Source organism: Stenotrophomonas indicatrix, from assembly GCA_041545745.1.
Classification (GTDB): domain Bacteria; phylum Pseudomonadota; class Gammaproteobacteria; order Xanthomonadales; family Xanthomonadaceae; genus Stenotrophomonas; species Stenotrophomonas indicatrix_A.
Genome location: CP168152.1, coordinates 3,143,820 through 3,158,477 on the forward strand (window position 1 = coordinate 3,143,820; position 14,658 = coordinate 3,158,477).

The following is a 14,658-nucleotide window of genomic DNA, read 5'->3' on the forward strand; positions in this document are numbered from 1 at the left end:
CCGAGTGCTGCCCGCTCAGCCGCGGATCCGGGCGTGGTGTTCACGCTCGATGGCAGTGACCACCTCGGCCACTACCGCTTCCACGTCGCGGTCCGTCAGAGTGCGCGACTTGTCCTGCAAAATCAAGCCCATAGCGAGACTCTTGAATCCCGGCTCGACGCCTTGGCCGACGTAGCGGTCGAACAGGTTCAGCTCGCGCAGCAACGGGCCGGCAGCCTGGCGGATGGTCGCGGCCAGGTCACTCCAGGCCACCTGTTCAGGCACCAGGAAGGCCAGGTCGCGGCGCACCGCCGGGTAGCGCGACAGTTCACCGGCGCGCGGCAGCGCACGGGCGGACAGCGCTTCCAGATCCAGCTCGAAGGCGTACACGTCCACGTCGATGTCCATCGCCTTGGCCAGACGCGGGTGGATCTGACCGATCCAGCCGATCGTCAGGCCGTCGCGGAAGACCTCGGCCGAACGCACCGGATGGCCGTAGGCACGGGTGGACGGGCGGAACTCCAGTACCGCGCCACTGGCAGCGGCCAGCGATTCCAGGTCGCCCTTCAGGTCGTGGAAATCGACCTTGCGGGTCGGCAGGCCCCACTGCACCGCCTGCCCTTCACCGCAGACCGCAGCGGCTACGCGCGAGGTCTCCAGCGGTGCCGGTTGCCCGTCACCGGTCTGCCGGGCGAACACGCGGCCGATCTCGAACAGGCGCACGCGGCCCAGCTGGCGGGCGGCATTGCGGCCCAGGGTAGCGACCAGGCCCGGCAGCAGCGCCGGACGCATCACCGCCAGCTCGGCCGACAGTGGGTTGGCCAGCGGCACCAGGTTGTCGCGCAGCTGCCACTGGCTCAGCAGTGCGTCGTCGACGAAGGCGAAATTGACGGTTTCCTGCAGGTCGCGGGCAACCAGCTGGCGCCGCACGCTGAGCGTGTCCAGCTGGGTCTCGGTCGGCATCGCAACACGCGATGCACCACCCGGCAGCGTGGTCGGGATCTGCTCGTAACCGTGGATCCGGGCCAGCTCCTCGATCAGGTCTTCTTCGATGGCGATGTCGAAGCGGCGGCTCGGCGCAGTGACCTGCCAGCCTTCGCCAGCGATCGCCACCTGCATGCCCAGCGCGCGCAGGATGCGCTCGACTTCGGCGTCTTCGATGGTGATGCCCAGCACGCGGGTGATGCGTGCGCGGCGCAGCAGGATCGTGGCCGGCTGCGGCAGGTCAGCCGCATGTACCGCCTCGGTCACCGGCGCCGGGGTGCCACCGGCCAGGTCCAGCACCAGGCGGGTGGCGTATTCGATGGCGGTACGCGGCAGCGCCGGGTCGACGCCACGCTCGAAGCGGTGGCCGGCATCGGTATGCAGGCCCAGCTTGCGGCCACGGCCCATGATCGCGGCCGGCGCGAAGTGCGCCGCTTCCAGGAACACGGCGGTGGTGGCATCGGTGACGCGTGTATCGAAGCCGCCCATCAGGCCGGCCAGGCCGACCGCGCGATCAGCGTCGGTGACCACCAGGAAGCTGTCGTCCAGCGCAGCGTCACGGCCGTCCAGCAGCTTCAGGCTTTCGCCGGCGCGCGAACGACGCACACCGATCGTGCCCTGCAGGGTGCCCAGATCGTAGGCGTGCATCGGCTGGCCCAGCTCGAGCATCACGTACTGGGTGATGTCGACCAGCAGCGATACCGGGCGCACGCCACTGCGGCGCAGGCGCTCGGCCATCCACAACGGGGTCTTCGCCGCGGCGTTGACACCTTCGATGACACGACCAAGATAGCGCGGTGCTTCGGCACCGGCATCGAGCTGGATCGCCAGCTCGCGGCTGCCATGGGCAGCGATCGGCTCTGCGATGAAATCCACTACTTCGCTGCGCGTGGCTGCAGCAACGTCATAGGCGATGCCGCGGATGCTGAAGCAGTCGGCGCGGTTGGGGGTCAGCTTGATCTCGATGCTGGCGTCCGGCAGGCCGAGGTACTCCACCAGGGTCTGGCCGACCGGCGCGTCATCCGGCAGTTCCAGCAGGCCGGAGGCATCGTTGTCCAGGCCCAGCTCCTTGGCCGAGCACAGCATGCCGTTGGATTCGACGCCGCGCAGCTTGGCCGGCTTGATCTTCAATTCACCGATCTGCGCACCGACCATCGCCAGCGGCGCGACCAGGCCAGGGCGCGCATTCGGCGCACCACAGACGATCTGCAGCAGCTCAGCCTGTCCCGCATCAACCTTGCACACCTGCAGGCGGTCGGCTTCGGGATGGCGTTCGGCTTCGACGATACGCGCGACGACCACGTGCTGCAGGCCGTCGCCAAGCGCGGTCACGTCTTCCACTTCCAGGCCGATGGCGGTCAGCACCGCGCTCAGCTCATCGCGCGAGGCAGTGGTCGGGACGTGGCTGCGCAGCCAGTTTTCGGAGAATTTCATGGGGTCACCCTGGTGGGCCCGGCGCATGCGCCTGGGCTTCGGATTCAAGTGCAGCCGGGCATGGCCCGGCACGACATGGTTGTGGCTTACGCGAACTGCTTCAGGAACCGCACGTCGTTCTCGAAGAACGCGCGCAGGTCGTTGACGCCGTAGCGCAGCATCGCAAAACGCTCCACGCCCAGGCCGAAGGCAAAGCCGGTGTAGCGCTCCGGATCGATGCCGACGTTGCGCAGCACGTTCGGGTGGACCATGCCGCAGCCGAGCACTTCCAGCCAGCGGGTGCTGCCATCGGGCTGCTGCCAGGCGATATCCACTTCCGCGCCGGGTTCGACGAACGGGAAGTAACTGGGGCGGAAGCGCATCTCGAAATCACGCTCGAAGAACGCGCGCACGAACTCGGACAACGTGCCCTTCAGATCGGCGAAGGTCGAGTGCTCGTCAACCAGCAGTCCTTCGACCTGGTGGAACATCGGCGAATGGGTCTGGTCGCTGTCGCTGCGATAGACCTTGCCGGCGGCGATCATGCGCAGCGGCGGCTGGTGTTCTCCCATGTAGCGCACCTGCACACCGGAGGTATGCGTGCGCAGCAAGCGACCGTCACCGAAGTAGAAGGTGTCATGCATGGCGCGCGCCGGATGGTGCGGCGGGAAGTTCAGCGCCTCGAAGTTGTGCCAGTCGTCCTCGATCTCCGGCCCTTCGGACAACTCATAGCCCAGCCGGCCGAAGATGCCGGTGATGCGCTCGAGGGTGCGGGTGATCGGGTGCAGGCCAGCGCGTTCGCCGCTGCGGCCGGGCAGCGTGATGTCGATCGCCTCGGCGGCCAGGCGCGCATCGAGTGCGGCATCTTCCAGCACTGCCTTGCGCTCGCCCAGCGCGCTGCTCAGCGCATCGCGGGCCTGGTTGATGGCCTCACCGGCCGCCTTGCGTTCGTCGGCCGGCAGCGCACCGAGCTGTTTCAGCTGCGAGGTGATGCTGCCGCTCTTGCCAAGCAGGGCCACGCGCAGCTGTTCCAGCGCGTCCGGGCTCTGCGCGGCGGCCACATCAGCCAGCGCCTGGGAAGTGAGGGATTGGATGTCGCTCATGGGTAGCCGGAACTCCAGTCGGTCTGCCATCGCGATGCACGAAGGGCCGCGCCGTCGCAACCGCTTGCCGGTCGCCCGCCATCTGCACGGCTGCGCCCGGCACAAAAAAGAATGGGGAAGGACTTGCGCCCTTCCCCATGCATTGCCTCTACCAGACACCGTTCTCCGTGAACGGCAACGGCATCGGGAAGGACTTATGCCGCCAGTGCGCCCTTGGCCTTTTCGGCCAGTGCAGCAAAGCCAGCTGCGTCGTGCACGGCGATGTCAGCCAGAACCTTACGGTCCAGGGTGATGCCAGCCTTCAGCAGGCCGTTCATGAAACGGCTGTAGCTCAGGCCGTTGATGCGGGCAGCCGCGTTGATGCGGGTGATCCACAGCGAACGGAAGTTGCGCTTCTTCTGCTTACGGCCGATGTAGGCGTACTGCTGTGCCTTGATGACCGCCTGCTTGGCGACGCGGAAGACCTTGCGACGGGCATTGTAGTAGCCCTTCGCCAGATCAAGGATTTTCTTGTGGCGGCGACGCGCCTGTACGCCACGCTTAACTCGTGCCATTTTTCAGTTCCTCAGAGGTAAGGGAGCATGCGGTCCAGACGGCCTGCGTCTTCTGCGCGGACGTGATTCGTCTGACGCAGGTTACGCTTACGCTTGGTCGCTTTCTTCGTGAGGATGTGGCTACGGTTGGCGTGGCCGCACTTGTACTTGCCCGAGGCGGTCTTGCGGAAACGCTTGGCCGCCGCCCGGTTGGTCTTGATCTTGGGCATTGCAATGTCCTTGATGGGATATGACCCTGGTTTCTGACTGATCTGGCGGCGGCCTGGGCCGCTCTTTCCGTCCTGCCATGATCGGCGTACGACCCGTCCTGGGTGGGTCGAGCCGGGCATGATACAGGCAAAACCGCCCTGTAACCAGCCCCCATACAGCTTTTCATCCGCAACCCGGCTGCGCCGGTCCCGGAAAAGCAAAAGGACGCCAGCGGCGCCCCTTCACCTTCATCCATTCAGCCGCCAGGCGCCCCGCGAGGCAGCCCGTCAGGCCTCAGGTCTTCTTCTTCGGCGCGATCATCATCACCATCTGACGCCCTTCCAGGCGCGGACGGGATTCGATGACGATGTCCTCGCCCAGATCACCCTCGATCCGGCTGGCCATCTCGCGACCCAGTTCCTGGTGGCTCATTTCACGGCCACGGAAACGGATGTTGACCTTGATCTTGTCGCCTTCTTCAAGGAAACCGCGCATCTTGCGCAGCTTGATCTGGTAGTCGCCCTCGTCCGTAACCGGACGGAACTTCACTTCCTTGATCTCGACCTGCTTGGTCTTCTTCTTGGCCTCGCTGGCCTTCTTCTGGGCTTCGAACTTGAACTTGCCGAAGTCCATGATCTTGCACACCGGCGGGTCTGCCTGCGGCTGGATCTCGACCAGGTCCAGGCCTTCATCTTCGGCCATGGACAACGCTTCGTCTCGCGTCAACACGCCGATCATTTCTCCGTCACTGCCGATCACGCGGACGCGCGGCACACGGATTTCCTGATTCTTGCGGTTCTGTTTGTTGTCAGGGGTACTGATATTGCGATCTCCCAAGGGTGTCGAACCCGGCCCGGGCGCCAATGCGCACGGGCCGGACCTTTGTTTACGCGCCCTCGGCCTGGAGCCGCTCGGTGAAAGCCTGGAGGCTCATGCTGCCGAGATCTTCGCCAGAACGCGTACGCACCGCCACAGCGCCGTTTTCCTTCTCGCGGTCACCAATGACCAGCAGGTACGGCACGCGCTGCAGCGTGTGCTCGCGAATCTTATAGCCGATCTTCTCGTTACGCAAATCGGCGCTGACGCGGAAGCCTTGATCCGCAAGGCTTTTGGTCACGGCAGACACGTATTCAGCCTGCGCATCGGTGATATTGGCCACCACCACCTGGGTCGGCGCCAGCCAAGCCGGGAACTGGCCGGCATGGTGCTCGATCAGGATGCCCAGGAAACGCTCCATCGAGCCTACGATGGCCCGGTGCAGCATCACCGGATGCTTCTTCTGGCTGTTCTCGTCCACGTATTCAGCGCCCAGACGGCCAGGCATCATGAAATCGACCTGCATGGTGCCCAGCTGCCAGGTGCGGCCGATGGCGTCCTTCAGGTGGTATTCGATCTTCGGGCCGTAGAAGGCGCCCTCGCCCGGCAGCTCCTGCCATTCCACCCCGCAGCTGGACAATGCCGAGCGCAGCGCGCCCTCCGCCTTGTCCCAGGTGGCATCATCGCCCAGACGCGATTCGGGGCGCAGCGCGATCTTGACCTGGATCTCCTCGAAGCCGAAGTGCTGGTACACCGCCAGCGCCTGCTGGTGGAACGCGGTCACTTCCGCCTCGACCTGGTCTTCGGTGCAGAACACGTGACCGTCGTCCTGGGTGAAGCCACGCACGCGCAGGATGCCGTGCAGCGCACCGGAAGGCTCGTTGCGGTGGCAGGCGCCAAACTCGCCGTAGCGGATCGGCAGATCACGGTAGCTGTGCAGCCCCTGGTTGAACACCTGCACGTGGCCCGGGCAGTTCATCGGCTTCAGCGCGTAGGTACGCTTCTCCGACTCGGTGAAGAACATCGCGTCCTGGTAGTTGTCCCAGTGGCCCGATTTCTGCCACAGCGACACGTCCAGGATCTGCGGGCAGCGCACTTCGCCGTAGCCGGTGCTGCGGTACACCTTGCGCATGTACTGCTCGACCACCTGCCACAGCGCCCAGCCCTTCGGGTGCCAGAACACCAGGCCCGGGGCCTCTTCCTGCAGGTGGAACAGGTCCTGCTGCTTGCCGATGCGACGGTGGTCGCGCATCTCCGCTTCTTCGATGCGCTTGATGTACGCATCGAGCTGCTTCTTGTCGGCCCAGGCGGTGCCGTAGACGCGCTGCAGCTGCTCGTTCTGCGCGTCGCCACGCCAATAGGCGCCGGAAATGCGGGTCAGTTTGAAGGCCTTCAGGAAGCGCGTGTTGGGCACGTGCGGGCCGCGGCACATGTCCACGTACTCTTGGTGGTAGTACATGCCCATCGCCTGGATCTCCGGGGACATGTCCTCGATCAGGCGCAGCTTGTAGTCCTCGCCACGGGCCTTGAAGATCTCGATGACTTCCGCACGCGGCGTCACTTTCTTGATGACGTCGTAGTCCTGTGCGATCAGCTCGCCCATGCGCTTTTCGATCACCGCCATGTCCTCCGGGGTGAACGGGCGCTCGGAATAGATGTCGTAGTAGAAGCCCTCGGCGATCACCGGGCCGATCACCATCTTCACGTCCGGATAGAGCTGCTTGACCGCGTGGCCGACCAGGTGGGCGCTGGAGTGGCGGATGATTTCCACGCCCTCCTCGTCCTTGGCGGTGATGATGCGCAGGGAGGCATCGTGGTCGATGACGTCACTGGCATCGACCAGCACGCCATCCACCGAACCGGCGATGGTGGCCTTGGCCAGGCCGGCGCCGATCGACTGGGCGACGTCCATGACGCTGACAGGATGTTCGAATTCGCGGCGGCTGCCGTCGGGAAGGGTAATCGTGATCATTTCAATGGCTTCATGCGGGGCCCGCCGGGCGGGCTGGAAAGCGCTCCCGGGCCAACGCCCGGGCAATAAAAAAGCGCCACTAGGGCGCCTGGAATGCAGGGCCTTCGGGGCAGGTCAACAGTGGGCGGTGGTAGTGCTCATGTCGCACGCTCGGCCGGCGCAGTGCGCGGGCCACCTTGGTTCCAGGATGTGGTTGCCCACGATCTTAAACCAGTGGCCGACAAAGCCCAAGCGGCGCCTGAATGGCGCTCGCTGGCGGCGTGAAAACGCAATGATTACCATGTGCGCGCAGCCAGCCTCCGTGCCGACCTGCCCGCTTCCCCCAGGACCCTGCAATGCGCCACCCGCCCCGACCGGCGCCTGCCGGTCCCGCCCGTGCCCCGCGTTCACCGGCCGAGTGCCGGGCTCGGAGCCCGCAATGATCACCGTTGGCCTGTCGACCCTTGGCTTCTGCAGCCTAGGCATGCTGTCGGCGATGTTCTCCGCGCTGGCGTTCTATGCCGCCTCCCCGCACTGCCGTTGGCCACGTCTGCGCCGTGCCGGGCGCCTGGGCCGGCAGATCGGCCTGGTCGCTGCTGTGGCCGCGCTGTGGCTGTGGATGGCCGAGCTGGGCTTTGCCGCCGGCCTGGTGGCGATGCTGTGCACCTGGATGCTGGCCGCCATGCTGCTGCCGGCACTGGCCGCGTGGCACCGCCCTGATGTGGAGCCGCGCTGATGTGGCCGCGCGCACTGGCCGGCATCTTCGCCGGCTTCTTCCTTGCCGCTGCGGCAACCGGCCTGGTGGCATGGCTGCCGCCGGGCCCCTGGCAGAAGGCCCTGGTGCCGAGCCTGATCGCATTCGTCCCGTTGTGGATGCTGGCCGCGCTGTGGGCCTTCAGTTTCCGCAGCCCGCTGCGCGCCTGGCTGACCCTGGCCGGTTGCGCGGCCCTTGGCTTCGCCGTACTCGGCCTGCTGCGCCTGACCGGCGCGGTGCAATGAGATCGACCGCATGAAATTCAGTTCCCAGACCCTGCGCACGTTCACCACCCTGCACACCTGGGTTGGCCTGGTCGCCGGCTTCGGGCTGTTCGTGGCGTTCTATGCCGGCGCGCTGACCCTGTTCCACCACGACCTCCCGCTGTGGCAGACACCAGGCGCGGCAACCGCGCTGCCGGCCGGCCTGGATGATGCGCAGTACCTGCTCGACGACGTGCTGGCCACGCACGCCGAAGCGCGTCGCCACGTTGGCATGACCTTCCCGGGCACCGATCATCCGCAGCCGCTGGCCTACTGGCAGGCCGAAGACGGCAGCTGGCGCTATGCATGGCCGGGACAGACCGGCGGCAGCCCCACGCCACCGCAGACCGGGCTGGCCGAACTGGTCAACGAACTGCATTACAGCCTGGGCCTGCCGGTCGCCGGCGTCTACGTGATGGGCATCGTCAGCCTGCTGTACGGCATGGCCCTGCTCAGCGGCCTGGTGATCCACCTGCCCAAGCTGCTGGGCGATCTGTTCGCGCTGCGCCCGGGCCGCAATCTCAAGCAGCAGTGGCAGGACGCGCACAACGTGATCGGCGTGCTCAGCCTGCCGTTCCATCTGATGTTCGCGGTGACCGGCGCCCTGCTCTGCCTGGTGTTCATGCAGATGGCCGTACTCAATCCCCTGATCTACGACGGCAAGGCGCTGCAGGCGGTACCGACGGCGATGGACACCGCGCCGCTGCGCGAGGCCAGTGGCATCCCTGCTGCACCGGGCAGTCTGCGCGAACTGCACGCACGGGCGCTGGAAGTGGCACGCGCGCAGGGTGTGGCAAATTTCGAACCGGCCTACCTGAAACTGGCCAATGGCGGTGATGCCAACGCGACCATCGAGATCACCGGCGAGGCCAGCGGCACGCTTGGCCCGCTCGGCGCCGTCGCGCTGGATGTCGAAAGCGGCCGCGTGCTGGCCAGCCAGCTGCCCGGCCAACGCGATGCCAACCACGCCACGCTCAGTGCCGCCTATGCCCTCCATTTCGGCGAGTTCGGCAACGGCGTGGTGGTCTGGCTGTATTTCCTGCTCGGCCTCGGCGGCGCCTTCCTGTTCTATTCGGGCAACCTGCTGTGGATCGAGTCGCGGCGCAAACGCCGTCAGCCGCAGCAGTCACGCGCTGCCGTCAACATGGCGCGGGCCACTGTGGGTGTCTGCATCGGCCTGTGCGTGGCGATCTCGGTGGCCTTCGTGGCCGCGCTGGTGCTGGAGCGGGTAGCACCTGCACAGGTCGACCATGGCATCCGCTGGGCCTGCTTTGTGACCTGGGCGGCGTGTGCGCTGTGGGCAGCCCTGCGCCGCCCGGCGCAGGCGGCGCGCGAGCTGCTGTGGGCCGCGGCGATCAGCACCGCACTGGTGCCGGTGGCGCACGGCGCCCTCAACGGTGACTGGCTGTGGCTGGCCGCCACACGCGGCCACTGGCCGTTGTTCTGGATCGATGCGATGGCACTGGCGATGGCCTTTGGCTTTGCTCGCCTGGCGTATGCGAGCCAGCGGCGGGCCCGCAACGGTGACCCCAACAGCGTGTGGGCAAACTGACGACTCGCCATCGATGATCGGATTGCAGCGTCGGTCCTGGCCCGGTGCTGCCAGCACGGTCAGTCGCCGACGCGGGCCTTCTGCCACGGAGCAAGCATCGCGTTGAGCAGGCTGGCCTGCTCGTCGTCACCGGTCAGCTCCCACATGAACACACCGGCCAGGCCCTGCTCACGCGCGAACTGTGCACGCAGCCCGATCGAACGCGGGTCTTCATAACTGATGAAAATCTTCTCGGTCGGGTTGTACAGCCACGGGCTCTGCGCCTGCGGCTGCCAGTGTTTGTTCCAGCCCGGCTGGTCGAGATAGCGCGCCTTGATCACCCGCCAGTCGCCGGCATCGGCCGGAGCGCTGTAGGCCTGGTACAGGCCATCCACCGACTCGCCGTTGACCTTGAAACCACGCCCGTAGAACGGCACGCCCAGCACCAGCTTGGCCGCCGGCACGCCATGCTCGCGGTAGTACTGCACGGCACCGGCCACGTTGTTCCAGCGCCGCAGTTCCGGCGCCAACGGGTCGGCAGGCACTTCATGCAGGGGGGCATTGAAGGTCGACACCGCCGAGAAGCCGGTGCCCATGTCGTAGCTCATCAGGTTGATGAAATCGAACACCTTGGCCAACGCCGGCAGATCGTAGCTGGCGGCGGGGTCATAGGGTCCATCGGTCTGCAGGCGGCCGGCGGCGAGCGCGGCGGTCAGCAGCATCGGCTGCCCCGTCTTCCTGCTACGAGCATCCAGCGCCACGCGGAAGGCCTGCGCAAGCCTGGTCAGGTTGGCACGATCCTGCGGGCGGTGCGCCAGCTCTTTCGGGCCTCCGCTGACCGGGAATTCCCAGTCGATGTCCACGCCATCGAAACTGCCGGCATGGCGCTCGAAGAACAACGCCATGCACGAATCGACCAAGCGCCTGCGGCTGACCTCGGTCAGCGCAGCGTCGGAAAATCCGCCCGCACCCCAGCCCCCGATCGAAATCAACGTGCGCAGATGTGGGTGTCGGCGCTTGAGCTCGGCCAACGCCGCGAAGTTGGCAGGCGCCTCGGCACCGATCGCACAGCGTCCCTCCTCGATGGTGGAGAACGCATAGAACAGATGGGTGAGTCGTTCGGCCGGGATGCTCGATACCGGATAGCGCTCGGCCGAACCGCCGGGGTAGTACGCGCCGAAGATCGGCGGTTGCGCCGGTTGCGCCTGCGCGGCAATGGACAGGGTGCCGGCAATCAGCACAGCAAGTGCGGCCAAGGTCTGGCGGAACATGGGAACTCCCGGGTCGAAGGCGTCGCCACGTTAGCAAACAGATCGCTCCATGGTGCGGATGTCCACGCATGTCGTCCGTCGGACAGGTTCGGGGTGATTGAAGATGACATCGACGTGGCCGATCTGCATGCGCAGCAGTTCGCAACAGGACAACACACGACCTACCTGAGCTAAGGTGGCGCTGGAATTTCTCTGGCACACGGACATGACCACAGACCACGACGCAGACGGCACGCTGCTAGACGACGACACCCTGGAAAAGCTGCAAGCACTGGAGGCGAGTGCCTATGCGGCCTTCGATGCGGGTGAACTGGTTGACGCAGCAGCCCTGTTCGGCCAGCTCGTCGAATGGACGCCCGACATCCCCCACCTGCACTACATGCGCGGGCTTGCGCACAAGTACCTGCGCGATTGGCCGAAGTCACTGCAGGACAACCTGCGCTCGGAGCAGCTGCGCGATGACATCGACGAGGCCACCGCATGGAATGCCGGCATTGCCGCGACCGGCGCCGGCGACTGGGCCGAGGCACGCCGGCAATGGACCCGTTGCGGCATTACGCTTGCCGAAAGCGAAGGCCCGATCGATGGCAATTTCGGCGTTGCCTGTGTTCGCCTGAACCCGTGGTCCAGCGGCGAGACCGTGTACATGCGTCGGCTGGATCCGGTGCGCGCACGGCTGGAGAACGTGCCGCTTCCGGAGAGCGGGTTCCGCTTCGGTGACATCGTGCTGCACGACGGTGCATCCACCGGGCGTCGCACCTACGGCGAGCGCGAAGTGCCGGTATTCAATGCGATGCAGCGCCTGCAGCAGTCGGACATGGCGACCTACGCCGTGTTCGTGCAGTGCGATGGGCCGGAGGACATTGCCGCGCTGCGCGCAATGACGTTGCCCGGCATCGGCCTGGTCGAAGACTGGACCCATTCGGTACGTCACCTGTGCCTGCGTTGCAGCTATGGCGCACCGCACCAGCACTATGACGACAGCCACGAGGATGACGAGGGCTGGGCGCGCGAACGCAATCTCGGCATTGCCGCGCAGGGCCGCGTCGCAGTGGAGAAGCTGATAGCGGCATGGATGACAGCTGGCAGTGGGCGCGTGCTGGAGGCGATTGAACAGCGCGAGCATCCGCTTACGGACCCGGAGCCGGGCCAGGTGTGGTGGCTGGGGCAGGAAGATGCAGAGGAACCGTCGCCGTAGCGTCTTGCCTGGCGGGTGTTGCAGGCAAAGAAAAAGCGGGCCGAAGCCCGCTTTTTCATTTTGGTGTGTCAACCAAGGTTGACACCTACCGGAATCGAGGCGTGCCAACCAAGGTTGACACCCACCGTCGATTACTCGGCGGTGGTGCCTTCGCCTTCCTCGACGGCCTTCATCGACAGGCGGATACGGCCCTGCTTGTCGACTTCCAGCACCTTGACCTTGACCACATCGCCTTCCTTCAGCACGTCACCGACCTTCTCGACGCGGTCGCTGGAGATCTGCGACACGTGGACCAGACCGTCCTTGCCCGGCAGGATGGTGACGAACGCACCGAAGTCCATGATCTTGGCGACCTTGCCTTCGTAGATGCGGCCCGGCTCGACGTCCGAGGTGATCTGCTCGATGCGGGCCTTGGCGGCCTGGGCAGCGATGGCGTTGACCGAAGCGATGACGATGGTGCCGTCATCCTGGATGTCGATCTGGGTGCCGGTTTCCTTGGTGATGGCCTGGATGGTCGAACCACCCTTGCCGATCACTTCGCGGATCTTGTCCGGGTGGATCTTGATGGTCAGCAGACGCGGCGCGTAGTCCGACAACTCTTCGCGCGGAGCGGTCAGGCCGTGGGCCATTTCGCCCAGGATGTGCAGACGGCCAGCCTTGGCCTGCTGCAGAGCCTGCTTCATGATCTCTTCGGTGATGCCTTCGATCTTGATGTCCATCTGCAGGGCGGAGATGCCCTCAGCGGTACCGGCAACCTTGAAGTCCATGTCGCCCAGGTGATCTTCGTCACCCAGGATGTCGGACAGGACGACGAAGCGATCGCCTTCCTTGACCAGACCCATGGCGATACCGGCAACCGGTGCCTTCACCGGCACGCCGGCATCCATCAGGGCCAGCGACGAGCCGCAGACCGATGCCATCGACGAGGAGCCGTTGGATTCGGTGATTTCCGACACGACACGGATGGTGTACGGGAAGGATTCCAGCGACGGCATCACTGCCAGCACGCCGCGCTTGGCCAGACGGCCGTGGCCGATCTCGCGACGCTTCGGGCCCATCATGCGGCCGGTCTCACCCACCGAGTAGGGGGGGAAGTTGTAATGGAACAGGAAGTTCTCTTTGTACTCACCGGAGACGGCATCGATGACCTGGCCATCACGGGCGGTGCCCAGGGTGATGGTCACGATGGCCTGCGTTTCGCCGCGGGTGAACAGCGAGGAACCGTGGGTACGCGGCAGGATGCCGGTCTTCACTGCGATCGGGCGGACGGTGTCCAGCGCACGGCCGTCGATGCGGACCTTGGTGTCCAGCACCGAGTTGCGCATGGTGCTGTATTCCAGCTCGCCGAATTCCTTCGACAGCTCGGCCGGGTTCCAGCCTTCAGCGGCCACGCGGCCAGCCAGCGACTCGACCACGTCCTTCTTGATCGCCGAGATGGCGTCGCGGCGCTGCAGCTTGTCGCGCACCTGGAAGGCTTCGCCCAGACGCGGGCCGATGGCTTCCTGCAGGGCGCTGATCAGCACGTCGTTCTTGGCCGGGGCGACCCAGGTCGACGGCTTGGTGCCGGCTTCCACGGTCAGTTCGTTGATCGCGTTGATGACCTTCTGCATTTCGCGGTGACCGAAGGTCACGGCGCCCAGCATCACGTCTTCGGACAGCAACGCGGCTTCGGATTCCACCATCAGCACAGCGTTGGCGGTACCGGCAACGACCAGCTCCAGCTCCGAATCCTTCAGTTCGGTCACGGTCGGGTTGAGGATGTACTCACCGTTCTTGTAACCCACCTTGGCGGCGGCGATCGGACCCTTGAACGGGGTGCCGGCCAGCGACAGCGCAGCCGAGGCACCGATCAGGGCAGCGATGTCACCATCGATGTCCGGGTTCAGCGACATCACCGTGGCGATGATCTGGACTTCGTTCTTGTAGTCTTCCGGGAACAGCGGACGGATCGGTCGATCGATCAGACGCGAGATCAGGGTTTCCTTCTCGGTCGCGCGGCCTTCGCGCTTGAAGAAGCCACCCGGGATACGGCCACCGGCGTAGAACTTCTCCTGGTAGTCACAGGTCAGGGGGAAGAAGTCCTGGCCCTCACGCGCGCTCTTGGCGGCAACGGCGGAGACCAGCAGCACGGTGTCGTCGAACTTGACGATGACGGCGCCACCGGCCTGGCGGGCGATTTCGCCGGTCTCAAGCGTGACGGTGTGCTTGCCGTACTGGAAGGTTTTGGTGATTTTTGCCACGGAGGGTGTCCTTGGGGATGCTGTCTGCGAATGGACCGAGGGCGACCCTTGCCGCCAACGGATGACCGGTCGTTCCGATCTGAAAAAGGTATTGCGGTGCTACAAAACAAAACCGCGGCGCATCGCTGCGCCGCGGGGGATTCGTTGCTTAGCGACGCAGGCCAAGCTTCTCGATCAGGGCCTTGTAACGCTCGACGTCCTTCTTCTTCAGGTAGTCGAGCAGGCTGCGGCGGCGGTTGACCATCTGCAGCAGACCACGGCGGCTGTGGTGATCCTTCTTGTGGGTCTTGAAGTGGCCGGTCAGCAGTTCGATGCGGGCGGTCAGCAGTGCAACCTGGACTTCCGGGGAGCCGGTGTCAGCCGAGCTGCGCTTGTTGTCTTCAATGACCTTCTGGGTGTCGATCGACATGTC

Annotated in this window: 13 protein-coding genes; 4 read left to right on the forward strand and 9 right to left on the reverse strand. The window is 65.4% G+C overall.

The window, feature by feature from the left end; all coding sequences use genetic code 11:
* Positions 1-15: 15 nt before the first annotated feature.
* The 6 genes from pheT to thrS all read right to left on the reverse strand — a co-directional run bounded on the left by pheT (position 16) and on the right by thrS (position 7,010).
* Positions 16-2,397: a phenylalanine--tRNA ligase subunit beta gene (gene pheT, locus ACEF39_RS14525; protein ID WP_500285561.1), complete on the reverse strand. Its 2,382-nt coding sequence runs from the start codon at positions 2,395-2,397 to the stop codon at positions 16-18.
* 86 nt (positions 2,398-2,483) lie between these two features.
* Positions 2,484-3,479, reverse strand: a complete 996-nt coding sequence (gene pheS / locus ACEF39_RS14530) for a phenylalanine--tRNA ligase subunit alpha (protein ID WP_089236281.1) — start codon at positions 3,477-3,479, stop codon at positions 2,484-2,486.
* Positions 3,480-3,673: 194 nt separating this feature from the next.
* On the reverse strand, positions 3,674-4,033 hold the full coding sequence (gene rplT, locus ACEF39_RS14535; RefSeq protein ID WP_005410435.1) for a 50S ribosomal protein L20: 360 nt from the start codon (positions 4,031-4,033) through the stop codon (positions 3,674-3,676).
* An 11-nt stretch (positions 4,034-4,044) separates the two neighbouring features.
* A complete protein-coding gene (gene rpmI / locus ACEF39_RS14540) occupies positions 4,045-4,242 on the reverse strand; it encodes a 50S ribosomal protein L35 (protein WP_002811096.1) in 198 nt (65 codons plus the stop codon).
* 274 nt (positions 4,243-4,516) lie between these two features.
* Positions 4,517-5,059 carry a translation initiation factor IF-3 gene (gene infC, locus ACEF39_RS14545; protein WP_089236282.1) on the reverse strand — a complete coding sequence of 181 codons (543 nt, stop codon included), beginning with the start codon at positions 5,057-5,059 and terminating at the stop codon, positions 4,517-4,519.
* Between the two features lie 49 nt (positions 5,060-5,108).
* A complete protein-coding gene (gene thrS / locus ACEF39_RS14550; protein ID WP_500285562.1) occupies positions 5,109-7,010 on the reverse strand; it encodes a threonine--tRNA ligase in 1,902 nt (633 codons plus the stop codon).
* Between the two features lie 418 nt (positions 7,011-7,428).
* Here thrS and ACEF39_RS14555 point away from each other — a divergent pair, with 418 nt between their 5' ends.
* Genes ACEF39_RS14555 through ACEF39_RS14565 form a run of 3 tightly spaced genes read left to right on the forward strand, consistent with a single transcriptional unit; the run spans position 7,429 to position 9,558 of the window.
* Entirely contained in the window at positions 7,429-7,725 is a 297-nt protein-coding gene (locus ACEF39_RS14555; RefSeq protein ID WP_025876254.1) for a hypothetical protein, read from the forward strand.
* Positions 7,725-7,988 carry a hypothetical protein gene (locus ACEF39_RS14560; RefSeq protein WP_191078743.1) on the forward strand — a complete coding sequence of 88 codons (264 nt, stop codon included), beginning with the start codon at positions 7,725-7,727 and terminating at the stop codon, positions 7,986-7,988. Before ACEF39_RS14555 ends, ACEF39_RS14560 begins: the two co-directional genes overlap by 1 nt.
* 10 nt (positions 7,989-7,998) lie before the next feature.
* Positions 7,999-9,558 carry a PepSY-associated TM helix domain-containing protein gene (locus ACEF39_RS14565; protein WP_500285563.1) on the forward strand — a complete coding sequence of 520 codons (1,560 nt, stop codon included), beginning with the start codon at positions 7,999-8,001 and terminating at the stop codon, positions 9,556-9,558.
* Between the two features lie 59 nt (positions 9,559-9,617).
* On the opposite strand, the gene ACEF39_RS14570 is transcribed toward ACEF39_RS14565, so the two are convergent.
* Positions 9,618-10,808 carry a glycoside hydrolase family 18 protein gene (locus tag ACEF39_RS14570; RefSeq protein ID WP_500285564.1) on the reverse strand — a complete coding sequence of 397 codons (1,191 nt, stop codon included), beginning with the start codon at positions 10,806-10,808 and terminating at the stop codon, positions 9,618-9,620.
* A 205-nt stretch (positions 10,809-11,013) separates the two neighbouring features.
* Between ACEF39_RS14570 and ACEF39_RS14575 the strand changes: the two genes are divergently transcribed.
* On the forward strand, positions 11,014-12,006 hold the full coding sequence (locus tag ACEF39_RS14575; protein WP_500285565.1) for a tetratricopeptide repeat protein: 993 nt from the start codon (positions 11,014-11,016) through the stop codon (positions 12,004-12,006).
* 131 nt (positions 12,007-12,137) lie between these two features.
* On the opposite strand, the gene pnp is transcribed toward ACEF39_RS14575, so the two are convergent.
* Positions 12,138-14,246, reverse strand: a complete 2,109-nt coding sequence (gene pnp / locus ACEF39_RS14580) for a polyribonucleotide nucleotidyltransferase (protein WP_500285566.1) — start codon at positions 14,244-14,246, stop codon at positions 12,138-12,140.
* Between the two features lie 148 nt (positions 14,247-14,394).
* The gene (rpsO, locus tag ACEF39_RS14585; protein ID WP_005410445.1) at positions 14,395-14,655 is read right to left on the reverse strand and encodes a 30S ribosomal protein S15; all 261 of its coding nucleotides are present in this window, start codon (positions 14,653-14,655) and stop codon (positions 14,395-14,397) included.
* Positions 14,656-14,658 lie beyond the last annotated feature (3 nt).